This is a genomic window from Nocardia flavorosea NBRC 108225 (assembly GCF_001613385.1).
Taxonomy (GTDB): Bacteria; Actinomycetota; Actinomycetes; order Mycobacteriales; family Mycobacteriaceae; genus Nocardia; species Nocardia flavorosea.
Genome location: NZ_BDCG01000022.1, coordinates 138,720 through 164,573 on the forward strand (window position 1 = coordinate 138,720; position 25,854 = coordinate 164,573).

General features: G+C 66.6%; 26 protein-coding genes. 12 read left to right on the forward strand and 14 right to left on the reverse strand.

All coding sequences use genetic code 11. From position 1 onward, the window contains the following. Positions 1-352: 352 nt before the first annotated feature. The 3 genes from NFL01S_RS28810 to pcaH are packed head-to-tail and all read right to left on the reverse strand — an operon-like array spanning position 353 to position 3,031. Entirely contained in the window at positions 353-1,681 is a 1,329-nt protein-coding gene (locus NFL01S_RS28810; protein ID WP_062979548.1) for a lyase family protein, read from the reverse strand. 8 nt (positions 1,682-1,689) lie between these two features. Next, positions 1,690-2,316 (reverse strand): protocatechuate 3,4-dioxygenase subunit alpha, encoded by a 627-nt coding sequence (gene pcaG, locus NFL01S_RS28815; protein WP_062979452.1) that lies wholly within the window; start codon positions 2,314-2,316, stop codon positions 1,690-1,692. Continuing rightward, positions 2,309-3,031 carry a protocatechuate 3,4-dioxygenase subunit beta gene (gene pcaH / locus NFL01S_RS28820; RefSeq protein WP_062979453.1) on the reverse strand — a complete coding sequence of 241 codons (723 nt, stop codon included), beginning with the start codon at positions 3,029-3,031 and terminating at the stop codon, positions 2,309-2,311. The genes pcaG and pcaH overlap by 8 nt, the downstream gene beginning before the upstream one ends. Positions 3,032-3,181: 150 nt before the next feature. Here pcaH and NFL01S_RS28825 point away from each other — a divergent pair, with 150 nt between their 5' ends. After that, the gene (locus tag NFL01S_RS28825; RefSeq protein WP_062979454.1) at positions 3,182-3,928 is read left to right on the forward strand and encodes a CoA transferase subunit A; all 747 of its coding nucleotides are present in this window, start codon (positions 3,182-3,184) and stop codon (positions 3,926-3,928) included. After that, on the forward strand, positions 3,925-4,581 hold the full coding sequence (locus tag NFL01S_RS28830; protein WP_062979455.1) for a CoA transferase subunit B: 657 nt from the start codon (positions 3,925-3,927) through the stop codon (positions 4,579-4,581). The genes NFL01S_RS28825 and NFL01S_RS28830 overlap by 4 nt, the downstream gene beginning before the upstream one ends. A gap of 12 nt (positions 4,582-4,593) precedes the next feature. Here the strand turns inward: NFL01S_RS28830 and NFL01S_RS28835 are convergent, their stop codons facing one another. Both NFL01S_RS28835 and NFL01S_RS28840 read right to left on the reverse strand, forming a co-directional pair. Further along, the gene (locus tag NFL01S_RS28835) at positions 4,594-4,833 is read right to left on the reverse strand and encodes a type 2 periplasmic-binding domain-containing protein (protein WP_157117050.1); all 240 of its coding nucleotides are present in this window, start codon (positions 4,831-4,833) and stop codon (positions 4,594-4,596) included. A 112-nt stretch (positions 4,834-4,945) separates the two neighbouring features. After that, a complete protein-coding gene (locus NFL01S_RS28840; protein WP_062979457.1) occupies positions 4,946-5,536 on the reverse strand; it encodes a type 1 glutamine amidotransferase domain-containing protein in 591 nt (196 codons plus the stop codon). 224 nt (positions 5,537-5,760) lie between these two features. On the opposite strand from NFL01S_RS28840, the gene NFL01S_RS28845 reads away from it, so the two are divergent. Beyond that, positions 5,761-6,240: a Dps family protein gene (locus tag NFL01S_RS28845; RefSeq protein WP_062979458.1), complete on the forward strand. Its 480-nt coding sequence runs from the start codon at positions 5,761-5,763 to the stop codon at positions 6,238-6,240. Positions 6,241-6,305: 65 nt separating this feature from the next. Here NFL01S_RS28845 and NFL01S_RS28850 read toward each other — a convergent pair whose 3' ends face one another. The 3 genes from NFL01S_RS28850 to NFL01S_RS35810 all read right to left on the reverse strand — a co-directional run bounded on the left by NFL01S_RS28850 (position 6,306) and on the right by NFL01S_RS35810 (position 8,409). Further along, a complete protein-coding gene (locus NFL01S_RS28850; protein ID WP_062979459.1) occupies positions 6,306-6,896 on the reverse strand; it encodes a TetR/AcrR family transcriptional regulator in 591 nt (196 codons plus the stop codon). 46 nt (positions 6,897-6,942) lie between these two features. Then, positions 6,943-8,109, reverse strand: a complete 1,167-nt coding sequence (locus NFL01S_RS28855) for a hypothetical protein (RefSeq protein WP_062979460.1) — start codon at positions 8,107-8,109, stop codon at positions 6,943-6,945. 120 nt (positions 8,110-8,229) lie between these two features. Then, the gene (locus tag NFL01S_RS35810; RefSeq protein ID WP_062979461.1) at positions 8,230-8,409 is read right to left on the reverse strand and encodes a hypothetical protein; all 180 of its coding nucleotides are present in this window, start codon (positions 8,407-8,409) and stop codon (positions 8,230-8,232) included. Positions 8,410-8,715: 306 nt separating this feature from the next. Here NFL01S_RS35810 and NFL01S_RS28865 point away from each other — a divergent pair, with 306 nt between their 5' ends. Then, positions 8,716-9,543, forward strand: a complete 828-nt coding sequence (locus tag NFL01S_RS28865) for a Vgb family protein (protein WP_063916079.1) — start codon at positions 8,716-8,718, stop codon at positions 9,541-9,543. 71 nt (positions 9,544-9,614) lie between these two features. Here NFL01S_RS28865 and NFL01S_RS28870 read toward each other — a convergent pair whose 3' ends face one another. The 6 genes from NFL01S_RS28870 to NFL01S_RS28890 all read right to left on the reverse strand — a co-directional run bounded on the left by NFL01S_RS28870 (position 9,615) and on the right by NFL01S_RS28890 (position 16,177). Beyond that, a complete protein-coding gene (locus NFL01S_RS28870) occupies positions 9,615-11,255 on the reverse strand; it encodes an ABC-F family ATP-binding cassette domain-containing protein (protein ID WP_062979550.1) in 1,641 nt (546 codons plus the stop codon). Between the two features lie 310 nt (positions 11,256-11,565). After that, positions 11,566-12,000 (reverse strand): hypothetical protein, encoded by a 435-nt coding sequence (locus tag NFL01S_RS28875; protein ID WP_062979462.1) that lies wholly within the window; start codon positions 11,998-12,000, stop codon positions 11,566-11,568. 198 nt (positions 12,001-12,198) lie between these two features. Then, positions 12,199-12,357, reverse strand: coding sequence for a hypothetical protein (locus NFL01S_RS35815; protein ID WP_156052373.1), 159 nt, complete (start codon positions 12,355-12,357; stop codon positions 12,199-12,201). Between the two features lie 323 nt (positions 12,358-12,680). Further along, on the reverse strand, positions 12,681-13,871 hold the full coding sequence (locus tag NFL01S_RS28880) for an APC family permease (RefSeq protein WP_371851874.1): 1,191 nt from the start codon (positions 13,869-13,871) through the stop codon (positions 12,681-12,683). A 201-nt stretch (positions 13,872-14,072) separates the two neighbouring features. After that, entirely contained in the window at positions 14,073-15,329 is a 1,257-nt protein-coding gene (locus tag NFL01S_RS28885; protein ID WP_084493339.1) for a multidrug effflux MFS transporter, read from the reverse strand. Next, the gene (locus NFL01S_RS28890; protein ID WP_174555732.1) at positions 15,326-16,177 is read right to left on the reverse strand and encodes an alpha/beta fold hydrolase; all 852 of its coding nucleotides are present in this window, start codon (positions 16,175-16,177) and stop codon (positions 15,326-15,328) included. The genes NFL01S_RS28885 and NFL01S_RS28890 overlap by 4 nt, the downstream gene beginning before the upstream one ends. A 387-nt stretch (positions 16,178-16,564) precedes the next feature. Here NFL01S_RS28890 and NFL01S_RS28895 point away from each other — a divergent pair, with 387 nt between their 5' ends. The 8 genes from NFL01S_RS28895 (at position 16,565) to NFL01S_RS28930 (ending at position 25,833) form a co-directional block, all read left to right on the forward strand. Beyond that, positions 16,565-17,887 (forward strand): aromatic ring-hydroxylating oxygenase subunit alpha, encoded by a 1,323-nt coding sequence (locus NFL01S_RS28895; RefSeq protein WP_062979464.1) that lies wholly within the window; start codon positions 16,565-16,567, stop codon positions 17,885-17,887. 130 nt (positions 17,888-18,017) lie between these two features. Continuing rightward, on the forward strand, positions 18,018-19,358 hold the full coding sequence (locus NFL01S_RS28900; protein WP_062979465.1) for a M20 family metallopeptidase: 1,341 nt from the start codon (positions 18,018-18,020) through the stop codon (positions 19,356-19,358). Continuing rightward, positions 19,358-20,311, forward strand: a complete 954-nt coding sequence (locus NFL01S_RS28905; RefSeq protein WP_062979466.1) for a DODA-type extradiol aromatic ring-opening family dioxygenase — start codon at positions 19,358-19,360, stop codon at positions 20,309-20,311. Before NFL01S_RS28900 ends, NFL01S_RS28905 begins: the two co-directional genes overlap by 1 nt. A gap of 51 nt (positions 20,312-20,362) precedes the next feature. Next, positions 20,363-21,235: an alpha/beta fold hydrolase gene (locus NFL01S_RS28910; RefSeq protein ID WP_062979467.1), complete on the forward strand. Its 873-nt coding sequence runs from the start codon at positions 20,363-20,365 to the stop codon at positions 21,233-21,235. A gap of 407 nt (positions 21,236-21,642) precedes the next feature. After that, positions 21,643-22,596: an ABC transporter substrate-binding protein gene (locus NFL01S_RS28915; protein WP_245670933.1), complete on the forward strand. Its 954-nt coding sequence runs from the start codon at positions 21,643-21,645 to the stop codon at positions 22,594-22,596. Beyond that, positions 22,593-23,459: an ABC transporter ATP-binding protein gene (locus tag NFL01S_RS28920; protein WP_062979469.1), complete on the forward strand. Its 867-nt coding sequence runs from the start codon at positions 22,593-22,595 to the stop codon at positions 23,457-23,459. The genes NFL01S_RS28915 and NFL01S_RS28920 overlap by 4 nt, the downstream gene beginning before the upstream one ends. Beyond that, the gene (locus NFL01S_RS28925; protein WP_062979470.1) at positions 23,456-24,280 is read left to right on the forward strand and encodes an ABC transporter permease; all 825 of its coding nucleotides are present in this window, start codon (positions 23,456-23,458) and stop codon (positions 24,278-24,280) included. Before NFL01S_RS28920 ends, NFL01S_RS28925 begins: the two co-directional genes overlap by 4 nt. 8 nt (positions 24,281-24,288) lie before the next feature. Further along, positions 24,289-25,833 (forward strand): AbgT family transporter, encoded by a 1,545-nt coding sequence (locus NFL01S_RS28930; RefSeq protein WP_157117052.1) that lies wholly within the window; start codon positions 24,289-24,291, stop codon positions 25,831-25,833. The last annotated feature ends 21 nt before the right edge of the window (positions 25,834-25,854 follow it).

Below are 25,854 nucleotides of genomic sequence, written 5' to 3' on the forward strand. Positions count from 1 at the left end.
TCGACAGTGCCGCCGCCGGCACCTCGGGCCGCCGAACGCGACCGGAAAGAGCGTTGATCGGGCACTGCGGGTGTGCTGCCCCGGTCCGTTTGGTCGCCGGTGTGGGGTGGGCCGGCCGTGGTCGTCGGCGGCGTCCGGGGCCACCCAGCCTGGCCGCCCTGCGGGCCGCACCTCGGCCCGGACCTGTCCGGTGTGGTCCGAGCGTTCGACATCGCAGATGCGAACTTGTCCGGTAACTCGTGGTGTCCGTGCGTGGGCCGTCGCGTTCTGTCGAGGCCGCGCCGCTGTGCGTACGGTTCAGGGTCTGCGGCCTGGTTTCGCCGACGGGCGTTGCGATCGGTGAGCACCGGCGTCACCCGGGGTCCGTGTGCGTGCTGTCGCGTTCGGTGAGCACTCGCGTCACCAGATCGGCGGCGTGTCCGAGGTATCCGGCCGGGTCCAGCAGGTCCCGGACCTGGTGCGCCCCGAGATGTTCGATGATGGCGGGGTCGGTGTCCAGGGCAGGCGGGTTCGCGGTGGCGGCGGCGGTGACGATATCGCGGGCGCGGTCGGTGTGTTCGGACAAGGCCGCGGTCACCCGCTCGGCGAGCAAGAGTCCGCCCGTGACCGCGAGATTGCGGGCCATCGCTTCCGGATGGACGTGCAGGCCGGTCAGGCTCTGCGCCAGCCGGTGCGCGGCGCCGCCGGTGAGTCGCAGCAGATCGGTGACGGTTTCCCATTCGGCATGCCAGGCGCCGGCGGCGCGCTGCAATTCGTGGTCCATCGCCCCGAGCGCGTCCGCGACCAGCCCTGGGACGCGGCGGGCGGCCGCGCGGGCGGTGATGGCGGCGACCGGGTTGCGTTTGTGCGGCATCGCGGAGGATCCGCCGGGGGCGTCCTCGCTGACCTCACCGATCTCGGTGGCGGACAGCGTCACGATATCCGTGGCGATCTTGGCGACCGCGCCCGCGGCCACACCGAGCGCGGTGGCGAGTTCGGCGATCGGGGTGCGGTCGGTATGCCACGGGATGCCCTGTGCCGCCAGACCGAGTTCCGCGGCCAGGGCGTCGGCGACGGCCGGGCCGTGCGGGTACAGGGCGGCGAGTGTGCCTGCGGCACCGCCGAATTGGACCGGCAGATCGGCCAGTGCGGCGGTGACCGAACCGGCGGCCCGGTCCAGGGCTTTGCACCAACCGGCCGACAGCGCACCGAAGGTGGTGGGCAGGGCCTGCTGGCCGAGGGTGCGGGCGGCCATGGGGGTATCGCGGTGGACGTGGGCGAGTTCGGCGGCGGCGTCGGCGGCGGCGCGGAGATCGTCGACGATCATCGCCCCGGTGCGTTGTGCGAGCAGTAACAGCGCGTTGTCGAGAATGTCCTGACTTGTCGCGCCCTTGTGCACGGCGGATCCGGGGACCCCGGCCGGTGCGCAAGCTTCGCGAAGCCTGCGCACCAGCGGGATCACCGGGTTGCCGCCGGCCACCGCGGCCGCGCCGAGTTCCGCCGGACCAAGTGTGGCGGCCAGCTCCGGTCCGGCGGCGGCGATGGTTTCGGCGTACCCCTCATCGAGGACGCCGGCCACCGCCTGGGCGCGGGCGAGTGCGCATTCCACCTCGATCAGGGCGGCGATCCAGGCGCGGTCGGACAGGGCCGCGCCGAGCTCCGCGGCTCCGAACAGCGGGTCGAACAGCTCTCCACGCGGCACACGCACTCCTACAGGTAGAAGAACGGCGTCTCGGCACCGTCCGGGTCGGCGTCCTGCAGCACGATATCGAGGTGGTAGCCCGCCGGAGTGGCGGCGGCAATAAGCTTGTGCCGCTGGTTGTCCGGGAGCGCGGCCAGTACCGGGTCGGTGGCGTTGGCGGCCTGCTCGTCGGGGAAATAGAGGCGGGTGATCGACCGGTTGAGCATGCCCCGGGCGAAGATCGACACATTCAGATGCGGTGCCTGATCGGATCCGTCGCCGACCGCAACGGCGCCGGGCTTGACGGTGGTGAACCGCACGGTGCCGGTGGCGTCGGCGGGACAGCGGCCGAAACCGCGAAATGCCGGGTCGGTCTGCGGACGTGGATCGTCGGGGTGTTCGAAAACGCCGTCGCGGTTGGCCTGCCACACCTCGATCAGGGCATCGGCTACCGGGTTACGTTCCCCATCGATCACCGTCACTGTGACGGCGATCGATCCCTCGGTTCCCGGTGCGATCACCTCGGGGCCGTCGGGCCAGGGGAGTCCGATATGGAGGAACGGCCCCACGGTCTGCGACGGGGTCGGCCCGAATTCGGCAGCGGTGAAATCTCCGGTGCTTGCCGGGTAGCGGGGTGCGAATTCGGTATCACTCATCGTGATCGTCCTCCTCTTCGAAGGGGGTCGCGTCCCGGCCGCGCAACACGATGTCGAACCGGAAGCCCAGGGCCCAGTTGTCCTTGGTGGCGTTGTAGTCGAACACGCTGACCATGCGCTGGCGGGCGCCGTCGGGAACCGAGTTGTAGATCGGGTCCTGGAAGAACATCGGGTCGTCCGGAAAGTACATCTGGGTGACCAGACGCTGGGTGAAGGCGCGCCCGAACAGGGAGAAATGGATATGCGCGGGCCGCCAGGCGTTGTGGTGGTTGCCCCACGGATACGCGCCCGGCTTGATCGTGGTGAACGAATAGTGGCCGTCGCTGTCGGTGAGGACGCGGCCTACGCCGTCGAAATACGGGTCCAGCGGTGCGGGCCATTGGTCGCCCTGGTGGCGGTAGCGGCCGGCGGCATTGGCCTGCCAGACCTCGACGAGGGTGCCGGGTACCGGTGTGCGGTCGCTGTCGAGGACACGGCCGTGGACGATGATCCGCTGTCCTTGTGCTTCGCCGCCGCGGGCCAGGGTCAGATCGGCGTCGGCTTCGGTGATACGGCCTTCGCCGAGTACTGGGCCGGTGAGCTCGCCGAGTCGCTGCGGGAGCAGGAGCAACGGTTGTTTGGGGTGCCGGAGGGTGGTGGAGCGGTATTCGGCGAAGTCGAGCGGAGCTTCCTCGTTCTTGTCGATACCGCGGTACCGCGGTGGCAGTTGGAGCATGCGCGCGACCTCGCGTTCGGGATGTGGACACTACTACGGGATGCGAACAGCATAGGACTCACCTGGCGGCTGGAGCATCACCGTCCGACGCGTTCACTATACGCACATCAGTTCACAATACGTACAAAAGTGGTTACTGTGGAGCGCGTGATGGACAAAGTCTTTGCCTCAGCCGCCGAAGCGGTCGCCGATATCCCCGACGTTTCATCACTGGCCGTCGGCGGATTCGGGCTGGTCGGCATCCCCGAAGCGCTGATCAACGCACTGCTCGACCAGGGCGCCACGGAACTGGAAGTCGTCAGCAACAACTGCGGAACCAACGGTTTCGGCCTCGGCGTACTGCTGGCGGCCCACCGGATCCGCCGCACGATCAGCTCCTACGTCGGCGCCAACGAAGAGTTCGCGCGCCAATACCTGTCCGGTGAGCTCGAGGTGGAACTGACCCCGCAGGGCACCCTCGCGGAACGGATGCGCGCCGGTGGCGCGGGGATCTCGGCGTTCTTCACTCCCGCGGGCGTGGGCACCCAGGTCGCCGACGGTGGTCTGCCGCTGCGCTACGACGGAGCGGGCGGGGTCGCGGTGGCCAGCCCGCCGAAGGAAACCCGGGAATTCGACGGCGTCACCTATGTACTGGAACGCGGGATCGTCACCGATTACGCGCTGGTCCACGCCTGGAAAGGCGACCGGCACGGCAACCTCGTCTATCGCGCCAGCGCCCGCAACTTCAATCCGCCCGCGGCCGCAGCGGGCCGGATCACCATCGCCCAGGTCGAACACCTGGTGGAACCCGGCGAACTCGACCCCGACCAGGTGCACACCCCCGGTATCCAGGTCCAGCGGGTCGTACCGGTCGGCAAGGTCGACGTAGGAATCGAGAACAGGACGGTGCGCGCATGAAACTGACCCGCGAACAGATGGCGGCCCGCGTCGCGGCCGAACTCGCCGACGGGCAGTACGTCAACCTCGGGATCGGGATGCCGACCCTGGTGCCCAACTATCTGCCCGACGACATCACCGTCGTCCTGCATTCGGAGAACGGTGTCCTCGGTGTCGGCCCGTATCCGGCCGAAGAGGAACTCGATCCCGAACTGATCAATGCGGGCAAGGAAACCATCACCGTGCTGCCCGGCGCCTCGTTCTTCGATTCGGCGGCGTCGTTCGGGATGATCCGCGGCGGGCAGGTCGATGTGGCCGTCCTCGGCGCGATGCAGGTCAGCGCCCGTGGCGACCTCGCCAATTGGATGATCCCCGGCAAGATGGTCAAGGGGATGGGCGGGGCGATGGATCTGGTGCACGGTGCGCGCCGGGTGATCGTGATGATGGAACACGTCTCGCGTTCGGGGCAGCCGAAGATCGTCGAAGAATGCAGTCTGCCGCTCACCGGACTGGGTTGCGTGAACCGGATCATCACCGATATCGCGGTTCTCGACGTCACCGAGAACGGGCTGGTGCTGGTGGAAATCGCGCCGGGCGTCTCCGTCGCCGAGGTGCGGGCCGCTACCGGCGCGGATTTCGAGGTCGCTGCGGAACTATCGGCGCGGGTGGGCTGACGGGGCCCGGTGTCACAGTGCCGGCATACGCGTCATCGCCGTCCGGATAACCTCCAGGAACCACTGCTGCGGCCCGCCGCGGCCCGGCGCGTGACGCGTATGGGCGGCCACCTCGACCGGCTCGATCGGCCACGGCAGGGCGAAGATCCGGACCGCGTGCGTCCGGGCCAGCGCCCGGGCGACCCGTTCGGGGACGATCGCGACCAGTTCGCTGTCCTGCACCACGTAGGGGAGGGTTGCGAACCGGGTCACCCGCACCGCGACCGGTTCTCCAGCCGATGTTCGGCCAGTGCCTTGCGTGGGCCGGTATGCCCGGTCGCGCCATCGGCCACGACATGGCGTTCCCGTTCGAGTTCGGCGTGGGTCAGCGGCCCGCAGTCGCGCCTTCCGGATGTACGGGATGCTTGCCCTCGGCGAATTCCTCGACGATCTTCGCGCAGAAAGCGGGCAGATCGTCCGGGTTGCGGCTGGACACCAGACCGTGTTCGGTGACTACTTCCTCGTCCACCACATTCCCGCCCGCATTGCGGATATCGGTGCGCACGCTGGGGTAGGAGGTGAGGGTGCGGCCGCGCACCACATCGGCCTCCACCAGCGTCCACGGTCCGTGACAGATCACCCCGACCGGTTTACCGGTGGCGAAGAAATCGCGGACGAAGCGGACGGCGTCCGGGTCCTGGCGCAGTTTGTCGGGGTTGGTGGTGCCGCCGGGCAGCAGCAGGGCGTCGAATTCGTCCGGGCTGCATTCGCCGACCACCCGGTCCACCGCGAAGGTGTCGCCCTTCTCCACATCGTGGTTCATGGCCTGGATCTCGCCCGGTTTCAGCGACAGCAGGGCGGTACTGGCCCCGGCATCCTCCACAGCCGACCGTGGTTGCACGAGTTCGACCTGTTCTACTCCGTCCGCCGCGAGCACCGCGATCCGCTGTCCGGTCAGATTGTGCTGCTGGCCCATACCTGTTCCTTTCCGAGTGCATGGTTTGCGATCCGCCCGCGGCCTACCCGGGCATATGCCGGTGAAACGTGGAGTACCCGCCCACCCCCGAGATGTCTGCCGAGTGTGGTGGGTGCGCGGACGGTGGTCTCGGTAACACCGACAACCGTGATTGAGGGCCGCGTGGCCGGGTAGTCGCCATCTGTCCGGCGCATCGAGCGCAACGAGAGAAAGGGCATCCGAGGATGAACGTCCCGATCAAGAGCACACTCGACCCGGAACAGCAGCGCATCACCGGTGACGCGCTGCGCGCGAGCGTCGTCGACCTGATCGATCTGTCTCTGATCGCCAAACAGGCTCACTGGAATGTGCTCGGCACCCACTTCCGCTCCGTGCACCTGGCCCTCGACGAACTGGTGAGTGCGGCCCGCGAGTTCACCGATTCCGCTGCCGAACGGGCCACCGCCATCGGCGTGAGTCCCGATGGACGCGCGGCCACCGTGGCCAAGGAAGCGGCCGGGCTGGAATTCCCCGACGGCTGGCAGCAGGATACCGAGGTCATCAACGCGATAGTCGACAACCTCACCACCGTGATCCGCCGGTTCCGTGAACGTATCGCCGCCACCGAGAAGGCCGACCCGGTGACGCAGGATCTCTTCATCGAGATCGCGGCCCGGCTGGAGCAGTTGCACTGGATGTGGCAGGCGCAGCTCTCGACCGCCTGATCCGCATGGTGCGATGGCGGACGGCCGGAACCCGGCCGCCCGCCGGTGACCGTATGTCCGGGCGGTCAGGCCCGCCGATCGGCGGCGGGCAGGATGGCCTGGTCGACGATATCGGCCAAGGTCTGTTCATCCGGTAATTCACCGGAGTCGAGCGCGAACTTCAATACCAGCGCCTCGCCGATATCGAGGACGACGGGGGTGAGGCGGTCCGGGTCGATCCGGCCGGTATCCGCGTAGTGCCGCAGAACCGTGCCGGTGAACCGGCCGCCCTTGGGTTCGAAAACCTGTGTGTAGACGGCCTCGGCCAGCTCCGGGTAGCGGGCGCGTTCGGTGAGGACAGCGGCGGTGGCCTGGGCGGCAGGTGTGCCCAGCCACGCCACCATGAGCCGTAGCGATTGGATGAGATCGTGGCGCAGATCATCGGTCGGTGACGGCGCAGGTTGCTCTTGCGGGAAACCGGCGTGCAATGCATCCAGCAGGATCGCCTGCGGGGAATCCCAGCGCCGGTACAGCGAGGTTTTCGCGATACCGGCGCGCTGACCGATTCCGTCCATCGTCAGCCTGCCCAGCCCCACTTCGGCGAGTTCCTCGACCACCGCGGCACGGACCGCCGCCACTACTTCGGCGTCGCTGCGGCGGGCACGGGTGCCGGGCATATTGCTGACTCTTTCGGTTATCGCGCGGGATCTTCTCATGTGCAGATTAGTCGGCGGCCGGTTCGACGGTGGCCACCGCGGTGGCGAACGGGCCGAGCTCCACCTCCCCGTTCTCGACGTGCCGGGTAACGGCCGGTCCGTCACCCGTGGTGGCGTCGATCGTGCTGATCGTCCGGACCGGGTCGGCGAACCGCACCCGGCGCGGCTCGGGGTATTTGTTGACGAGCAGAATCCGGCGACGCCCGTCCGGGGACTCGAATGCCTGGCTGTGCACCTGGGTTTCCGGTGACATGAGCGTGGGGGCGGTGCCGGAGCGGAACACCTTGTCACCCGGCCCGAAATTGTCGAGCAGGAGTTTCAGCCCCTGATAGCGGGCGTTGGGTTCGCCGGTGTTCCAGTCCAGCAGCGAAACGCCGTAGACCATTCCCGGGTATCCGACGAATTCGGCGACGCCGACGAGGTCGATACCGAGTTCGGTCAGCCGCGACCACAGGTAGGCAGTCAGCGCCGCGCTCAGGGCCCAGTACCCCTCGGGCGCCACCGGGTCGGGGTTCAGCACATCCGGGGTGAAAGTCCCGATCTCGTTGATATGGGTCTCCGTGCCGGGCGAGAGATGACGCTTGATGGATTCGATCAGCTGTACCTGGCGCAGGAACCCATCCGCCTGGGTGAAGAACACATGATGCCAATCCTCGAAAGGATCGTTGCCGCTCAGCGCGGCCGGGTCGAAGATCTGGGGGGTCGCATAGAAATGGTAGGAGAAGGCGTCCAGGGGGATGCCGTCCTTGTGGTTGGGCGGATCGAGAAAGTGCCAGAAGTACTCGGGGTCGAAATTGATCAGGCTCAGCGACAGGCCCACGAATTTCATCCCCGGATCCAGGACCCGCAGTCGTTCCACCACGGCGTCGTAGAGGCGGGTGTAGACCTCGGGGGAGAGGTTGTGGTCCACATCGGGTTCGCACAGCACTTCCCAATAGGCGAAACGGTCGTTGCGGCCGGATTCGTGGCGCACCCCGAATCGGTCGGTGAATCCTCCGGTGATGTACCACTGGCCGATACGTTCGAAATGCTCGGCGACCTCGGTGAGGCCGGGATCGCGGAAAACGGTGCCCTGCTGGTAATCCCAGTGGATTGCCGCCGGATCGTCCTGCACGGTCACCGGCTCCGGGGTGTCGAACATCCAGGTGGGAATCGTGGAGAAATTCGCGACCACCGGCCGGCCCTCGGTGGCCGCGAGGAAATCATCGGTGAATTCGTCCAGCCGGCGGAAATCCCAGGAGGTCCGGCCGTCGGTGGGTGGGTCGAGTTCGGGGACGGAGAGTTTCGGTGAGGACTACCAGGGTAGGAATCGCGTGCGCTGGGTGCGGAGGGCGCGTAGCGCCGCGAAGGCCTTGTCGTGGATGGGGGAACTGCGCTGCAGGGGCGGCGCGGTCCACAGATGGGTGGTCAGGGTGGTGCGGGAGGTGATGGTCGGGGTCGTCCAGTTCACGGCGACGGGCAGTGCATCGGTCATCGGTGCGCTTCTTTCTCGAGGTGACAACCAGACATTAGCTGCACTTTTGTAGCTACGCAATGGTAGCTAATGGACGCTGATCCCCAGCTCGGCACCCGGCAGTCCAGGAGCCCGTGCATGCGGTGGCCGTTCGCACCGTCCGGATTCCAACGGGGCCGAGCGGACCGGGTGACACAGTGCGGGGTCGCGGCCCTCCTCTCGGATGTGGCAGGCTCGCAACTCCGGTCATCGGTCCGCGGCCGCCGCCGTGGTTCGGGTGACTCCTGTGGACGCGTTGTCCGCAGACGCGACGAGCAGGAGGGTCTCGTGATCCGAATTTCCGGGTCGCCGTACGGGGTGAGTCTCGGTCCGGACAATGCGCTGTGGTTCACCACGGTCGAGGCCGGTGCGGTCGGCCGATATCGCGACGGTGCAGTGCGGACCTACCCACTGGATCCACCCGGCGGGCAGCCGACGGTGATCGTTCCCGGCCCCGGTGAGTCCATGTGGTTCAGTGAATTCCGCGGAAATCGCATCGGCCGGATCACCGCGGCCGGTGAGATCACCTGGTTCCCGGCCGAATCCCCGTACGGCCTCACCACCGGGCCGGACGGTGCCCTGTGGTTCACCGAACTGCAGGCCGGCCGAATCGGCCGGCTGGCCGGGAACGGATCCATCGCCCGCTACCCGGCCGCCGGCACGCCCTCGATGATCACCACCGGCTCCGACAATGCACTGTGGTACACGCTCAACCAGGGCAATGCGATCGGCCGCACCGATCTCGCCGGTGCGGCCACCGTGTACCCGTTGCCCACCGATCAAGCCATGCCGGTCGGGATAACGCCGGGCCCGGACGGTGCCCTCTGGTTCGTGGAGATCGGCGCCGGTCAGATCGGGCGAATCGGTATCGACGGCGAGATCACGGAATTTCCGCTACCCGACCGCTCCGCCAAGCCCCATGCGATCATCGCGGCACCCGACGGCGCCCTGTGGTTCACCGAATGGGCGACCTCGCGTCTGGGCCGAATCACCCTGGCGGGCGAGATCACCGAAACGGAACTGTCCGGCGCCGAACCGCACGGCGTGGCGGTCGGGCCCGACGGCGCACTGTGGGTGGCCATGGAATCCGGCAGCCTGGAACGTATTCCACTGTGAGCGTTCGGCAGACGTCGTCCGGGTTCGGCGGTGGTCCGGACGACGATCTGCCAGTGCCGTGGCTCCGACGCTCAGTCCCCGATCACCGGGGCTGCTACCTCCGACAGCCTTCCTTCGGACAGCCGGAGCCAACGTTGCACCCCTATCTCGGCGAGGAACCGTTCGTCGTGGCTCACCACCACGAATGCCCCCTCATAGGCGTTGAGCGCGTTCTCCAGCTGCCCGACACTCACCAGGTCCAGGTTGTTCGTCGGCTCGTCGAGTAGCAGCAACTGCGGTGCCGGCTCGGCGAACAGGATGCAGGCCAGCGTCGCCCGCAATCGTTCTCCGCCGGAGAGATCCCCGACCCGCAGGTGCACGCGGGAACCCCGGAACAAGAAGCGGGCCAGCAGGTTCATCCGCTGGGCTGCCGGGAGTTCGGGGGCGAAGGCGGTCAGGTTCTGGGCTACGGTTCGGTCGGGGTCGAGGAGGTCCAGCCGCTGCGACAGGTACGCCACTCGGCCGGCCGCGCGGGTTACCTCGCCGGATTCGGCCGTCAGGACACCGTGCAGGATTCGCAGCAGGGTGGATTTCCCGGCGCCGTTCGCGCCGGTCAGCGCGATCCGTTCGGGGCCACGGATTACCAGGTCGACACCGGGTTCGGCGAATATCTGCCGGTCGCCGACGCGGTAGCGGATGTTTTCACCGACGAATACGGTGCGACCGGCCGGGACATTGGTACCGGGGAGTTGCAATGCGATTTTCTCGTCGGCGCGCAACATCCGTTCGGCCTGGTCGAGCCGGGCCCGGGCGGTATCGACGCGGGCGGTGTGCGTACCGTCGGCGCGGCCCGCCGATTCCTGCGCATTACGTTTCATGGTGCCCGCAAAGATCTTCGGCAAACCGGCATTGCCGAGATTGCGGGCCGCATTGCTTGCGCGGCGGGCGGCGCGCTCACGAGCCTGCTGCAATTCCCTTTTCTCGCGTTTGACCTCCTGTTCGGCATTGCGGATATTCTTCTCCGCGACCTCCCTCGCCGCCCGTACCACCTGCTCGTACTCGGTGAAATTCCCGCCGTGATAGCTGATTTCACCCGCGTGGAGTTCGGCGATCCGGTCCATCCGGTCCAGTAGTGCCCGGTCGTGGCTCACCAGCAGCAGGCAGCCGCTCCAGTCGCCGAGCAGATCGTAGAGCCGGTGTCGCGCTTGCAGATCGAGGTTGTTGGTGGGTTCGTCGAGCAGCAGGATGTCGGGCCGCCGGAGCAGTTGTGCTGCCAAGCCCAGCGAAACGACCTGGCCGCCGCTGAGAGTGTGCAGCCGCCGGGTGAGCTCGAGTTCGCCGATACCCAGCCGTTCCAGCTGGGCACGGGTACGTTCCTCGATATCCCACTCCGAACCGATGGTGGTGAAATGCTCTTCGCCGGTATCACCGGCTTCGATGGCTTCCAGGGCCGCCAGGAGCGGGGCGATACCGAGTAGTTCGGCGACGGTCATATCGCCGGTGAGTGGCAGATCTTGCGGGAGATAGCCGAGTACGCCATCGACGGTGACGTTACCGGCGGAAGGTCGCAGATCGCCCGCGATCAGGCGCAGCAGTGTGCTCTTACCGGCACCGTTCGGGGCTACGAGCCCGGTGCGCCCGCCGGGCACGCTGACCGACAGATCGGTGAAGACAGCGGTGTCGTCCGGCCAGGAGAACGACAGATTCGAACAGACGATGAAGGCGTCAGCCATGGGGGAGACCTCGTTTTTCGTCCGGCGCATGGGATTGCGCCGGGAGCTGATCGATGAACGACGACATGGCCACGACAGCGGCGCCCGTATGCGCCCAACTGGTGGCCGTCAGAGCCGGGTGGCTCCGGAGATGTCGAGTTCACCAACCATCTCGGTCTCCTGTATCGGGGTGACTCCACGAAGATAGCAGCCGCGTGACCCCGGCGACTCGCCCAGCGTCGGCTGCCTCCGGACACCGGGCCGGGCCCGGCCGTGGTTCGCCCACGACCGGGCCCGTTCGGTGGATGGTGCGACCTCGCCGACCGGACCGTCAGCGCCGGGCGTTGTTCAGATGGTTCTGCACGTCACCCGGTGTGGGCGGCTCGCCGCATTGCATACCGCAGCGCTGCTCTACCGGGACCTGGGAGCCGTCGGGATAGGTGCAGCTCGCGCTGTCGCAGTTGTAGTCGATGGTGTTCGGGTCCATCGGCAGCGCTTCGGTGTAGTACGACCACGCGAATGTATCGCTGCCCGAGACGGGTGAGCAGTAGACGGTGGTGCCGTCGGCCAGATGGCCGACCTGCCCCGGTGCCGAACAGTAGCTGTGCAGTTCGACCAGCGGATTCGGGCCGTTGTCGGCCTGGACCCGCTCGGGAGTCCCCGGGAGAGCGGCCGCGGGAGCGGCGGCGAAGAAGAGGGCGGCGGCCCCGACGGTCGCGCCGAGAAGTCGGGGGCCGACGCGCTGGAGACGCGCTGTTGGCCTCATGGAAGTTCCGTTCTGTCGAGTTGGCAGATCCCGACCGGTCGGACCGATTGATATTAGCTATGACCGTGGTGCCGTGGCAATGCCTGTATGCCCGGACCGGAACATGAAACGAGCAGGCCGCGCAATCTCGGCCTGCTCGTTTCGCACTGCATGCGTGCCTCGGAAGGGGGGAGGTCCGCAGTGGTCCTCACCGGCACGTCAGATACAGACTTCGGCGCTACCCACCGGAACACAGATTTCGACCGATCCCAGCCCCGGGATCACGGGAACCTGGGCAGATGCAGCGGGTGCTGCGATTACACCCAGAGCCAAGGCTATGGTGCTCGCGGCGAAGATCTTGGTGATTCTGGCTGTCATAACGTTTCCTCTGGTCGGCTGAACACTGATGTCATTCGCGCACGGACTCAGTGTTCGCCGGTGCGCGCCCCGATACCAGACAAGGAACCATCAATTTCTGCGTCCGGAGTCACAGCGAGGTCGCAACCCACTCTGTGTGAGGTCTCGGCACGGTCACGTAATCCACACCGCGAGAAGCCGGCTCCGGTGCGTCGGTGCCCGCCTGCATGGTTGCCCGTAGTGCGGTCACGTGCGCATGGTCCGGGCTGGGATCGCCGGACCTCGGTGACCGACGACGGACCGAGGCTGTGGCCGAAACCCTTCGCCCGGTCTTCTGACGTCCCCTATGCGAGGCCGGCGCGCGTCGGACCCGGGCGCCGCCGGACTGCATACACGAGGGCTCCGAATGCGACGACGAGCGCGCCCGTGACAACCGACTGCGCGGGCAGGCTGAAGGCCAGCACCAGACATCCCACCACGCCGACCACCGGAATCAACCGTCGTGGCCGTCCTTCGGACGGCCGCAGCGTCCAGGCCGCAACATTGGCGATCGCGTAGTAGACCAGCACCCCGAACGAGGAGAAACCGATCGCCGCGGTGATATCGACGGTCGCGGCGGTGACCGCCACCACCGCCCCGACCGCGAGTTCGGCACGATGCGGTACCGCGAAACGCGGATGCACCGCCGCGAGGACATGCGGGAGATGCCGGTCCCGGGCCATGGCCAGCGTGGTACGGGAAACTCCGAGAATCAATGCCAGCAGCGACCCCACCGCGGCGACGACCGCGCCCGCGCGCACCACCGGTGTGAGCGGGCCGGCGCCCGCCGCGTCCACCACATCCGACAAGGGAGCCGTCGCCGCCGCCAGCCCGTTGGCGCCCAGCGTCCGCAGTGCCGCGACGGCGACGAGCGTGTACACGACCACGGTTATCGCCAAGGCGAGCGGTATCGCGCGGGGAATGGTGCGGGCGGGGTCGCGCACTTCCTCACCGAGTGTGGCGATCCGCGCGTATCCGGCGAACGCGAAGAACAGCAACCCCGCCGCCTGGAGTACGCCGCCCGCGGAGAACCCCGTCCGGGATCCCGGCCCCGGCCCCGCCCCGCCACCGAGGGCCGCCGCGACGACCACCGCGGCGAGCACGGCCAGTACGATCGCCACGATCACCCGCGTCAGCAGCGCAGATTTCTGGACCCCGCGATAGTTCACCGCGGTCAGCGCGACCACCGCACCGGCGGCAACCGCGTGCGCGTGTCCGGGCCAGGCGTAGGTACCGACCGTCAACGCCATAGCCGCGCACGAAGCGGTTTTGCCGACGACGAAACACCAGCCCGCGAGATATCCCCAGAACTCCCCGAGCCGTTCCCGTCCGTACACGTAGGTGCCGCCGGAGGCCGGATACCGCGCGGCAAGCCGGGCCGACGACGTGGCGTTGCAATAGGCCACCACCGCGGCCACGGCCAGCCCGAACAGTAATCCCGAGCCCGCGGCCCGCGCCGCCGGAGCCAGGGCCGCGAAGATCCCGGCCCCGAGCATGGCACCGAGCCCGATCAGCACAGCATCGGTCACACCCAGGCTGCGCCGCAGTTCTCCCGGTCCACCGGCAGCGGAGGTCTCGGACACCATGCTCCCCTCGCGCCCGGCCGGGCCGCAGCGATCGAATCGGTTCGCCGCCGATGGTAGAGCGCGAAACAGGCACGGGCAGGCTTCGCGGTGCCGGTGCACACCCGTGGGTCGTTACCGGCCGCCGGGCGTTACCCGGTCGTTCTGCCGCCGGCTGTGCCGCCGCGCGGCGAGGAAGCCGAGGAGGGCGAGGGCGGCGGCGCCGGTCATGGCGATCGCGATCGCCAGGGCCGAATTACCCAGCAGACCGACCGCGGGTGCGGCGATCGCAGCGGCACCGAACTGGGTGAAACCGACCACCGCAGCGGCGGACCCGGCCGCTGCACCGTGCCGGGACAACGCCGAGGCGACGGAGTTGGGCATCGCGAGCCCGGTGGCGCCCAGCAGCACCATCAGCGGTACGGCGAAACCCGTCAGCCCACCGGTATCCGTAGCGGATACAACGACGAATACTGCGCCGGTGATCACGCTCACCAGCAGTGATACCAGGCAGATGCGGTCAGGGGACCAGTGGCCGAGCAACAACACATTCAGCTGCGACGCGCCGATCAGTGCCACGGCCCCGACCGCGAAAGCGAAACCGTAGAGCTGCGGGCTCAACTCGAACTGGTGCTGGAGAACGAACGCCGACCCGGCGATATAAGCCCACAGGACCGCCCTGACCAGACCGCAGACCAGTACCAGCAGCACGAAGACGCGGTCCCGGACGAGGACGCCGTAGCTCCGGAACAGCGAAATGGTTCCATGGCGGGCCCGCGCCGCCCGCGGGAGGGTTTCCGGCAGTGCCCAGCAGCCGAGTACGACCATCACAACCCCGAGGCCGGCCAGGGCGAGAAACACCCCGTGCCAGGAGACCATGGGGATGAGCAGACCGCCGATCGAGGGAGCCAGCACCGGCGCGACCCCCATCACGAGCATCAGCCGTGACAGGACGACCGCCGCCTCCCGGCCGGTGAACAGGTCGCGGACCACCGCCATGGCGATCACCGCGGTGGCCGCGGCACCGACGCCCTGGAGGGTGCGTAAGCCGGCGAGGACCGCGACCGAGGGGGCGAAGTAGCATGCGACCGAAGCCGCGACGTGGATCGCCGACCCGGCGATCAACGGCCGGCGCCGGCCGTATGCATCCGACAGCGGACCGATGACGAGCTGCCCTACCGCCACCCCGATCAGGGTCGCGGTGAGGGTGAGCTGGATCGTGGCGTCGCTGGTCCCCAGATCGGCGGCGATCACCGGCAGCGCGGGCAGATACATATCCACCGTGAACGGGCCCAGCGCGGTGAGCGCGCCGAGAGTCAGGACGAGTCGAAACCGGTTGTGTTCTATAGGCGTTCGCGCGTCCGTGGGCTCGCGAATCCCGCCCGCGATCACGGATGCTGCTGGTTCAGGAAACCGGTGACCACGCTGTAGTAGTCGTACGGGCGTTCTTCCTGCAGATGGTGTGAGGCCCGGTCCATGACGTAGAGGTGACCGCGCGGCACCATTCGGGCGAGCATCAGCGGGTAGTCGGGCGTGAGAAACGCATCGTGCATACCCCATGCGAAAAGTACGGGCGCCTGGATCATCCCGAGTTCGGCCGTGAGATCCTGCCAGTCGCCGCGCGGATTGTCCGATCGGGCGGCCAGGGCGGTTTCGCCGGAATCCAGGCTCTGCTGATAGCGCATCTCGAGGGTTTCCTCGGGGAGTCGGCTGCCGTCGAACCATTCGAGTCCGGTGATGAGCCGGCGCATTTTCTCCCGGGTCGGCCCTTCGCCCCCGTAGTAGACGTCGCGGGCATTGCGGCCCCGGCGCCCGGCCTCGGGCAGCGGTGCGAGTGGGCCGTAGAACACCGGCATACTGCCCGTGATCACCAGGCTGCGGACCCGCTCGGGGTATTTGGCCGCGAGATCCAGTGCGATGGTGCCGCCCCACGAATTACAGACGAAATCCGCGCGGTCGATACCGAGTTCGTCGAGCAGCGCCACCATTTTCGCGGCATGGAAATCCCACATCGGACCGGTGATCGTGCATTTATCGGATTTGCCGTACTGCAGAAGGTCCACGAGCAGCGCCCGGCGGTCCCGGGCGAACAGTTCCGCGACCGGCCCGAAGTCCGACCAGGCGGTGCAGCCGGGGCCGCCGCCGTGCAGGAAGAGTGTGGGCGAACCGGCCCCCATGTCGTGATAGTGGAATTTCACACCGGCCGCGGTGGCGTACAAGCTGTTCGGTCGAGAAGCCATAGACACACTCGACCGCATACCGGCGCCGGGCCAAAGGTTCGCGGTCCGCTGGGCGGTCCGGGACTGTCGGCCGTCGGGGACCGGAGTTTTTCGCATCGGCCTATGACAGATGATCGGGAAACCGTGCACGAGCGACGGCGCTGCTCGGTGCCGTGAACGGTCGGGAGCTCCGCCCGCTGCGGGCCGCGAAGCCCCGTCGCGTTCGCACGGGCCTGCGGCGAAGAGGCCCCCCGGTATCCCGATGCCGCGCACCTGACAAGACCGGGGCGGCGCGCCGCGGGCGACGCCCTCCGGTCTGCTGAGCGAACCCGATCCATTGGGTGCCGCCGCCGCCGGGCCGAAGATCGGTGCCACCGGACGATCTCGCATCGAGAGGACTGAACTCATATGACTGGTGTCGAGGCACCGGCCACCCGGCCCACGCTCCCGGAGCGCGCGCGGGCGGCGGGCCGACAGGACTGGACGGCCTGGCCCTATTACGACCAGGCGGGCAGCGGCTACCGCGGGTATTGGTATCCGGTGACGTGGTCGAACCACATCACCGGTAAGCCCACGAGCCATACGATCTGCGGTGAGAAGCTGGCACTGATCCGTGACAACGGAACCGCCTATGCCCTGCATGACCGGTGCCCGCATCGTGGTGTGCCGCTGTCGGAGGGGGATCAGCAGTTCCCCGGTACCGTCAGCTGCCCGTACCACGGCTGGACCTTCCGGCTGACCGACGGCGAACTCGCCGCCGTCATCACCGACGGTCCCGATTCGAAGGTGTGCGGAAAGCTCGCGGTGCAGACCTATCCGGTGGCCGAACGCCTGGGACTGGTGTGGGTGTACATCCCGATCGGGAACGAACCGGTGCCACCGATCGACGAGCAGCTCCCCCGGGAACTGGTGGAAAACGAGGGCATCGTGGGCGGCCGGATCCAGCCGCGCCGGGGCAACTGGCGTTTCGCGTGCGAGAACGGGTTCGATGAGGGGCACGCGAAATACCTGCACCGCACATCGCTGTGGCGGTTGTTCAAACCCATGCCCACGTGGAATATCACCCGGATCGTGCCCGAGGGCCGCTGGATCTACCGGGTCCAGGACGAGGTGCACTGGGAGGCCGAATTCCCCGGTGTCGGCAGATGGACCAACAAGCGCTGGTGGAAGAAGAAGCCGGACGAGACACAGATCTCGCAGATCGGCAACGTGGGAGCCGGGTTGCGGACCGACCCGGTGATCGAGGCGCAAAATTTTCCCGGTTTCGCCTCACTGTCGATGCCGGGTGTTCTGCGCATCGCGTACCCGAACTTCATCCACTACGAATTCTACGTCCCGGTGGACGACGAACGGCACAACTATGTGGGGCTGATGGTCAATTTCGTGACCGGCGTGCGCAAGCTGGGGTTCTACGCGAAATACCTCGGTGCCATCCGCTGGTTGTTCCACGGCCAGTTCTCCGGCCAGGACGAATGGATGGTGCGTGTCACCGACGCGCCTCCGGAGAAGCTCTACCGGCCCGATATCTCGCTCACCGCATGGCGCAATCTCGCCGAAGCAGAGTATGCCGACAAAATCGCCGCAGCTGTGGCTCATCAACCGGCGAAGCCGGAACGGCCCGTACGCGCGCGGCGGGCCGCCGGCCGGAACACGGCCGCAACGGCATCCGCGCCGGCAGAAACCAACGGTGTGCCGCAGCCTGACTCTCCGGCCACCGCCGAGACCGAATAGCGAAGGACGATCCCATGCGCAGAATTGTTGCCGGTGTCGCGGCCGGGGTACTGCTGGCCGTCACCGCGCCGAAGGCCTGGCGTTTTCTGGCCGCGCGGAACAACACCCAGATTCATCAGGTCACCCCGCAATGACGGCCGTGGCCGGCCCACTCGCCGGGCTCGACGAACGACGCCGCTCCTGGACCGAACAGGCCTGGGCTGCTGTGGACTACGCCCGCTTGCGCGAGCGGATCACCGGATTGGTCGATATCGCCAGTCCGACGGGCGACGAAGCACCGCTGGCGCGGCATATCACCGAGGTGTTCACCGGCGCCGGCATCGAGGCACACACGATGGAACTCGACGCCCGGCAGGCCAATTCATGGGCTCGTGTGCCCGGTGCCGGTACCGGCCCGGACCTGATGTTCTACGCGCCGATCGACACCGTGACGAGCGGAAACACCCAGGAGGACCTGCCCTGGGCGGGCGATGACCTGCGTCCGGATATGACGGCGCGGGCAAGCGTGGACGGCGACTATGTCACCGGGCTCGGCGCCTCGAACCCGAAGGGGCACGCCGCGTGCGTCATGGCGGCGACCGAAGCGGTACATACGGCAGGAATTCCGCTGACCGGTGACCTGATTGCCGCGTTCGGTGCCGGTGGAATGCCCACGAATGCCCGGCCGGAGGGCGACGGTTCGCGGCGTAACACCGGACAAGGTGTCGGTTGCTCGTTCCTGCTGGAGCAGGGGGTATGGGCGGATTTCGCGCTCATCGCCAAGCCCGGATGGACCGTTTCCTGGGAAGAGGTGGGCCTGACCTGGTTCGAGATAGTCGTTCACGGCACCCACACCTACGTCGGATCACGGCACCGGCTGCCATACCGTAATCCGGTCGCGCTCGCGGGCGCTGTGGCGGATCGGCTGGAGCAGTGGTTTCCGAGATACTCGCAGGCGCATCAGGACGGACTGGTGTGCCCGCAGGGCATGGTCGCCAACATCCGTGGCGGGTGGCCGCGCACGGCCTCGTTCACTCCGGAACAGGTGCATATGATGGTCGACCTGCGGCTGAGCCCACGGTCGAGTCCGACGGCCGCCAAACGGGAACTACTGGCCGCGGTGCGGGCGATCGCCGGTGAACTGGACGCGCGTATCGATGCCCGGCAGATACTGGCCATCCCCGGCGAATCCTCCGATCCGCGTATGTGGCTGTGCCGTAGTGCCATAGACGCCTGGGAGGCGATGACGGGCCGGCCGCACCACGAGGTAGGCGATGCCAGCGGCGCGACAGACGCCAATATCCTGCGAGGTAGGGGGATACCGACCGTCCGGGTGGGCATGCCGAAGGTGGTCGACGCGCCGTTCGACGTGGATTTCGCGCGAGGAATGAACACCGTGGACCTGCGGGCGGCCGAACAGTTCACCCGGTATCTGGTCCGGGTGGCCGTGGATACGGCGACTCGCACGCTCGAGGAAGTAGGTATCGACTGATGGCGAATATCGTGCTGGGGGTAGGGGCGTCGCACAGCACGCTGATGAACACCCACTGGGAGCAGACGACCCACAAGGCCGAAGCGCAACGTTTCCGCGACGGACTGTACGCGGCCCGGGACCGGATCGCCGCCGCGCGCCCGGATGTGGTGATCTTGCTGGGATCCAACCATTTTCGCGGTTTCTGGCTCGATCTCATCCCGCCGTTCACGCTGGGGGTCGGCGAATGTATTGCCAGTGGTGAGTCGGGTACCCCGGAAGGGCCGCAGCAGGTCGATATCGCGATGGCCCGGCATCTGGCAGACTCCCTGGTCGAGGGCGGTCGTTTCGATCCGGCGTTCTCGGCGCGCCTGCAGATCGATCACGGCCAGTCACACGCTATCCAGTACCTGCTCGCCGGGCTGGACGTCCCGATCGTGCCGCTGGTGGTGAATGTTTTCGCGCCGCCGCTGCCGACCTTCGAACGATGTGCCGAATTCGCGGTCGCCCTGCGGGAGGCGGTGGCCGCCTATCCGGCGGACAGCCGCGTCGCGGTGATCGCCTCCGGAGGGCTTTCACATCGACTCCCCTGGCCGGACTGGCGGGATCCGCACGGTGACGACGAGGACTTCATGGTGCGCGCCTGGCTCGACGGCCGGGAGAACTGGGCCGATTACGACGTACGGCGGCGGCAGATAATCCGCGCTGCCGAAGCCGCGATCTCCCCGGAGTTCGACAACCGGGTCCTCGAACTGTTCAGCCTGGGCAGGGCCGCCGAACTCGGCGGATACGGCACCGCCGACCTCGAGGACGCGGCAGGCAACGGGGCACAGGAATTGCGAACCTGGCTGATGATGGCCGCGATGCTGGACTACATCCCGGGGGAGCGGCTCGCGTACGAAGTCGTCCCGGAATGGCTCACCGGAATGGGCGTCACCGTACTGGACCCCGCTCGGCAGCCCGTCGCCCGGTGACAGATGCCCTGTCGGGCACCCGATTCTCACCCTTTACGACAAGGATTCGATATGACTATCTGGAACGAATTGGCCGGCGTGGATTTCGCGCTGAAAACCGTCGACGCCGCCGGTATTCCCACCCGCGCGTTGCAGGCGGGCAGCGGGGCCGAAGCGGTGATATTCCTGCACGGCACCAGCGGGCATCTCGAAGCATTCGCCCGCAATATCGTCCCGCATGCTGCCCGGTACGAATGTCACGCCATCGATATGCTCGGCCATGGTTATACGGGCAAGCCCGATTATCCGTACGAGATTCCGCGCTATGTCCGGCACCTGCTCGATTACCTCGATGCGGTGGGGCTGGAGAAGGCGCATCTGGTCGGCGAATCGCTCGGCGGCTGGGTTGCGGCCTACCTGGCCAGTGATCACCCCGAACGGGTGCTTTCGCTACAACTGCTCGCGGCGGGTGGCACTGTGGCGAACCCGGAGATCATGGAGCGTATCCGCATGTCCACGACGAAAGCGGTGCAGAGCGACGATATCGAACTGACGCGCGCTCGGTTGCGGTTGCTCATGCATGATGCCGCCGACGCCACCGAAGAACTGGTGCAGGTCCGGCACCGGATCTACCACGAGCCGGATTTCGTCGCGAATATCGGCAATCTGCTGTCGTTGCAGAATATGGAGATCCGCCGGCGCAATCTGCTGCGGCCGGATCGGCTGGCCCGGATCACCGCGCCGACCCTGGTGGTGTGGGGACACGAGAACCCGTTTGGGGATGTGCCCGAGGCCGAAAAGCTTGCGGCCGATATCCCCGGCGCGCGGTTGCAGCTGTATCCCGCGTGCGGTCATTGGCCGCAACACGAGCATGCCGAGGAGTACAACCCGCTGAGCTTGGAATTCCTTGCCGAAGCCGCCGAGCGAGCGAAATCGGCCGTATAGGCTACTCCGACTGTCAAGTCCGTCCGGGGCCGGTCGTGCAGGATGCGCGACCGGCCCCGGTGCTTTCGTCGGTCAGGCGCGCCAGGCGTTCGTGGGATGCGCGCGATGGTGGAAGTGGCGGGCCGGTCGTATGGCGCATTTGGGCAACGGTCCGGAAATATATGGGAAACGTGCTGGTCATCGGGATCGAATAGACCAATATTCATCCTATGACCCGGTCGGTAGCCGGCTGTCCGTGGTCATCGGGGTCGCTCGCCGTCCGTGCCGATATGCCGGTCCGCTCCCCGGACCGCGTTCGTTCGCGCGCTCGGGGACAGCGGATAGGTTCGCTGTCCAAGGCGCGGCGATTGCGGTGCAGATCACAGAATGAGGGTGCAGAGATGGCGTGGCGATCTAGATACAGGAGAGTGTCGTTCGCGATACTCGCGGTGGCGTTGGCGATCACGCTGGGAGCATGCACCAGACCCGCGACGCGGGAGGCGGAAGCGAGTGCGGGCGGAACGATCCGGGTCGCGGTGGGTATCGACTCGTCGTTCGCGACGTTCTTTCTCGCGGATCAGGAGGGAATGTTTCGCGAGGCCGGCCTGAATATCGAACTCGTGCAGTTCGGCAGCGGTGGGGAAGCGGTCGACGCGCTCGCCAGTGGCCAGGTTCAGCTGGCCGGCAGTTCGGACACCACGACCATTTCGCAGCTGCGGCAGAACCCCGATATGCGCGCGATATTCGCCTACGAAGCGTCGGGAGATTACATCAAGGTCGTCCTGCGCAACGGTATACAGACCGCCGCCGATATCGAGAAGATCGGATTCGTACCCGGCCTCGGGCAGGTGTCGACCGATAAATATCTGCGGGCAAACGGTATCGCTGCCGATTCCGTCGAGATGATCGCGGCGACCCCCAGCGATATGCCGGCACTGCTCGCCCGTGGGGATATCGACGGTTATGTGCTGTGGGAGCCGTGGCCGACCGCGGCGGTGACGCAGGGAATCGGCCGGGTCGTCGGGGTGACCGGAGATTTCGACTGGATCTATCACCATTGGGCGGTATCCACCGATTCGTGGCTAGCGAAGAATCCGGCCGAAGCGCAGCGGTTCGCGCAGGTGCTGGCGGCCGCGGGCGAACGAGTCGAACAGGACCCCGCCCGGGCCGCGGCCGCCACCCGGACCGCAGTGAACGTGGACGACGAGCAGACCCTGGTCGCGATCCGCGAAATCGACTTCCGGGTAACGAATCTGACCGACGAGGACGTGGATTCGGCGCAGCAGATCGTCGATTTCTATCAGGACATCGGCGTCCTCTCCGAGCAGCCCGACCTGCGGTCGGCGATGCTGCTCGATTGGTACAAGGAAGAGAAGAAATGACCGTAACCACATCCGATATCACAAGAGCGGGCACTGCCGACAAAGGGGTCTCGGTGCACATCCGGGACCTGGACATCAATTTCGGAACTGCCGAGATCGTCTCGGGGATCGATCTTGCGGTACGGCCGGGCGAATTCGTCTGCCTGCTCGGGCCCAGCGGTTGCGGTAAATCGACGCTGCTCTCCGCCATGGCCGGGTTCGTCCGCCCCACGGCCGGCGCCATCAGCTGCGACGACGTGGACATCGACGGTGGCAACCGCCATGCCGGCATGGTTTTCCAGAGCTCGGAGGCGCTGTTCGACTGGATGACCGTCGCACAGAACGTCGCCTACGGACCGCGGATGCACGGCGCGAAAAAAGCCGAACAGGCGCGGATAGCGGCGGAATACCTGGGGATGGTCGGCCTGCCGCATGCCGGCGCAAAATTCCCGGCCCAGCTCTCCGGCGGGATGCGCCAGCGGGTACAGATCGCGCGGGTACTGGCCAACCAGCCCTCGCTGGTGCTGATGGACGAACCGTTCGGTGCGCTGGACGCCCAGACACGCCAGGTCCTGCAGACCGAGTTGGACAAGATCTGGCGGCATACCGGCTGCACGGTCGTCTTCGTCACCCACGATATCGACGAGGCGCTCACCCTCGCCGATCGTGTCGTGGTGATGACGGCCGGCCCCAGAGCACGGATCAAGAGTGTCTACGACGTTTCCGCGCCGCGTCCGCGCGACCGGGCGAATCCCGAGGTGATCGAACTGTACGAGCAGCTGCGTGACGATATCCGGGCCGAAGTCGTCGCGGCCCTGCGTAATCAGGGATTCGAAGGCGAACCGGGCCTCGCGGGCGTCCGGGGCGAGGAGGAAAAGGTATGACCGCCGTAGCGGAAATCCGTGCGTCACGTGGCACGGTCCCGGCGCGTAGCGCCGGAATGCGAATCGGGAACCAGGTACTGCGCACCGGGGCATTGTGGCTCGGCTCGGCGCTGCTCGGACTCGCGGTCTGGTCGTTCTTGGCATGGTGGTACGGCCCGACGACCATCGCCTCGCCTGCCGAAGTGTGGCAGGCGGCGGGTGAACTGTCCGAGAGCGGCGTCCTGTGGACCTCGGTGGTCGCCTCGGGGCAGCGCATTCTGCTCGGCTGGAGCCTCGGGGTGATCGTCGGGGCGCCGATCGGGATTTTGATGGGGCGGTTCAACTTGATCCGGCAACTGCTCGACCCCTATATCGAGTTCTTCCGGTTCATCCCACCGATCGCCTTCGTGACGCTTGCCGTGGTGTGGTTCGGTATCGGTGAGACCTCCAAGGTGGTGCTGATCTTCTACACCTCGGTGTTCATCGTAACGGTGAGCACGATCGCCGCCACCGTCTCGATCAGCGAGAACAAACTGCAGGCGGCGACCAATCTGGGCGCCGGCCGGCTCCAGATCATGCAGACGGTGGTGCTGCCGTCCGCGGTTCCCGGCATCGTCACCGGCGCCCGTCTGGCAATGGGAAACAGCTTCCTGACCATTGTCTCCGCGGAGATAGTCGCCTCCGAGCACGGCCTCGGCTCGATGATCTGGCAGGCCCGTAACTACGGCCGTATCGACTGGACCTTCGTCGGCATCATCGTGCTCGGCATCATGGGCTTCCTCTTCGATCGCGTCCTGCGCATGTCCTCCACCAAGTTCCTCGCGCGCTATGGCGTCAAGTAATCAGATGGGTGTCCGATCCGGTGAATGCCATCCGCACACAAGCGCGCAGGATTCCGCGTAACTTTCTCAACGGGGTCGAGCGGGTCGGGAATCGGCTGCCGCATCCGTTCATTCTCTTCCTGCTGATCGCCGCGGTGATCGCGGTCGCCTCCCTTATAGCTTCGCTCGCCGGGGCAACGGTGATCGACCCGAAGGAGAACCAACCGGTCGCGATCCAGAGCCTGATCTCGGGCGACGGGCTGGAGTTCGTGCTCACGTCGATGATCGGCAATTTCCTGTCGTTCCCGCCGCTGGGTCTGGTGATCGTCATGTTGCTCGGGGTCGGCCTGGCCAACCAGGTGGGCTTGCTGGAGGTCGCGTTCAAGGCGATCGTGGCGCGGGCGTCGGCACGGATGCTGACCTTTGTGGTGATCTTCGTCGGCATCGTGAGCAATGTGGCCTCGGAATCGGCCGCCATCGTGATCCCACCGCTGGCCGCGATGCTTTTCCTCGCGGTGGGGCGACATCCGATCGCCGGGCTCGCCGCCGGATTCGGGGCGGTGGGGGCCGGGTTCTCGGCGAACTTCCTGATCGCCGGCACCGATGTGCTGTTGTCCGGGCTCACCACGTCGGCGGCGGGAATCGTCGACAGTGAAGCCGTCGTGACGCCCGTGGCGAACTGGTTCTTCATGTCGGCGTCGACGGTGATCCTCACTCTGGTGGGTGTTTTCGTGACGGAAAAAATCGTCGAGCCGCGGCTGGGGCCCTACGAGCGTTCCGGGCCGGTCGAGACAGCGGAATTCACGATCTCGGTGGCACAGCGTCGCGGTCTGCGCCGGGCATCGCTGGCGGCGATTGTCTATGTCGTGGCCGCCGGTGTACTCGTCGTACCTCCGAACGGCCTGCTGCGCGGCGACGACGATGGAATCATAGATTCGCCGTTCATGGATTCGCTGGTGCCGATTATTTTCCTCTTCTTCGTCGCAGTGGGTGTGGTCTACGGTGCGGCCACCGGCGCCATACGGTCCAGCAGCGATGTGCCGAAATTGATGATCGAATCGGCACGGGAACTGGCCGGAATCCTGGTGCTGGTATTTGCGGTGGCGCAGGCGCTCGCCTACTTCGAATGGACCAGAATCGGGTTGTGGATCGCGGTACAGGGCGCGGAGGTGCTCCAGAATCTGGAATTGCACGGTGTGGTCGCCCTCGTCATTCTCAGTATCGTCACCCTGATTCTCAGTCTGGTGATCTCCAGCGGTTCCGCGCTGTGGTCGATCATGGCACCGGTCTTCGTGCCGATGATGATGCTGAACGATATCAACCCCGCGTACGCCCAGCTCGCGTACCGGATCGCGGACTCGTCGACCAATATGCTGGTACCCCTCAGCCCGATCCTGGCGGTAGCCCTCGGCTATATCCAGCGCTACGACAAGAAGGCGGGAATCGGCACCGTGTTCGCATTGATGATCCCCTATGCGGTCGTCTACTACGCGATCTGGATCGTTCTCTTCGTGGTATGGGTACTGCTGGGCATCCCGATCGGCCCGGGACAAACCCTTCACGGGATCTCCTAATGCACAATTCGATCGAAAGAA

What these genes read in the sequence shown, in the direction of transcription:
- NFL01S_RS28920 (WP_062979469.1), top strand. Translation starts at nt 22,593, where the DNA reads ATGACCGTAACCACATCCGATATCACAAGAGCGGGCACTGCCGACAAA.
- pcaG (WP_062979452.1), bottom strand. Translation starts at nt 2,316, where the DNA reads ATGAGTGATACCGAATTCGCACCCCGCTACCCGGCAAGCACCGGAGAT.
- NFL01S_RS28870 (WP_062979550.1), bottom strand. Translation starts at nt 11,255, where the DNA reads ATGGCTGACGCCTTCATCGTCTGTTCGAATCTGTCGTTCTCCTGGCCG.
- NFL01S_RS35810 (WP_062979461.1), bottom strand. Translation starts at nt 8,409, where the DNA reads ATGACCGATGCACTGCCCGTCGCCGTGAACTGGACGACCCCGACCATC.
- NFL01S_RS28910 (WP_062979467.1), top strand. Translation starts at nt 20,363, where the DNA reads ATGACTATCTGGAACGAATTGGCCGGCGTGGATTTCGCGCTGAAAACC.
- NFL01S_RS35815 (WP_156052373.1), bottom strand. Translation starts at nt 12,357, where the DNA reads ATGACAGCCAGAATCACCAAGATCTTCGCCGCGAGCACCATAGCCTTG.
- NFL01S_RS28925 (WP_062979470.1), top strand. Translation starts at nt 23,456, where the DNA reads ATGACCGCCGTAGCGGAAATCCGTGCGTCACGTGGCACGGTCCCGGCG.
- NFL01S_RS28840 (WP_062979457.1), bottom strand. Translation starts at nt 5,536, where the DNA reads ATGGGCCAGCAGCACAATCTGACCGGACAGCGGATCGCGGTGCTCGCG.
- NFL01S_RS28890 (WP_174555732.1), bottom strand. Translation starts at nt 16,177, where the DNA reads ATGGCTTCTCGACCGAACAGCTTGTACGCCACCGCGGCCGGTGTGAAA.
- NFL01S_RS28905 (WP_062979466.1), top strand. Translation starts at nt 19,358, where the DNA reads ATGGCGAATATCGTGCTGGGGGTAGGGGCGTCGCACAGCACGCTGATG.
- NFL01S_RS28875 (WP_062979462.1), bottom strand. Translation starts at nt 12,000, where the DNA reads ATGAGGCCAACAGCGCGTCTCCAGCGCGTCGGCCCCCGACTTCTCGGC.
- NFL01S_RS28895 (WP_062979464.1), top strand. Translation starts at nt 16,565, where the DNA reads ATGACTGGTGTCGAGGCACCGGCCACCCGGCCCACGCTCCCGGAGCGC.
- NFL01S_RS28880 (WP_371851874.1), bottom strand. Translation starts at nt 13,871, where the DNA reads ATGCTCGGGGCCGGGATCTTCGCGGCCCTGGCTCCGGCGGCGCGGGCC.
- NFL01S_RS28825 (WP_062979454.1), top strand. Translation starts at nt 3,182, where the DNA reads ATGGACAAAGTCTTTGCCTCAGCCGCCGAAGCGGTCGCCGATATCCCC.
- NFL01S_RS28830 (WP_062979455.1), top strand. Translation starts at nt 3,925, where the DNA reads ATGAAACTGACCCGCGAACAGATGGCGGCCCGCGTCGCGGCCGAACTC.
- NFL01S_RS28850 (WP_062979459.1), bottom strand. Translation starts at nt 6,896, where the DNA reads ATGCCCGGCACCCGTGCCCGCCGCAGCGACGCCGAAGTAGTGGCGGCG.
- pcaH (WP_062979453.1), bottom strand. Translation starts at nt 3,031, where the DNA reads ATGCTCCAACTGCCACCGCGGTACCGCGGTATCGACAAGAACGAGGAA.
- NFL01S_RS28845 (WP_062979458.1), top strand. Translation starts at nt 5,761, where the DNA reads ATGAACGTCCCGATCAAGAGCACACTCGACCCGGAACAGCAGCGCATC.
- NFL01S_RS28900 (WP_062979465.1), top strand. Translation starts at nt 18,018, where the DNA reads ATGACGGCCGTGGCCGGCCCACTCGCCGGGCTCGACGAACGACGCCGC.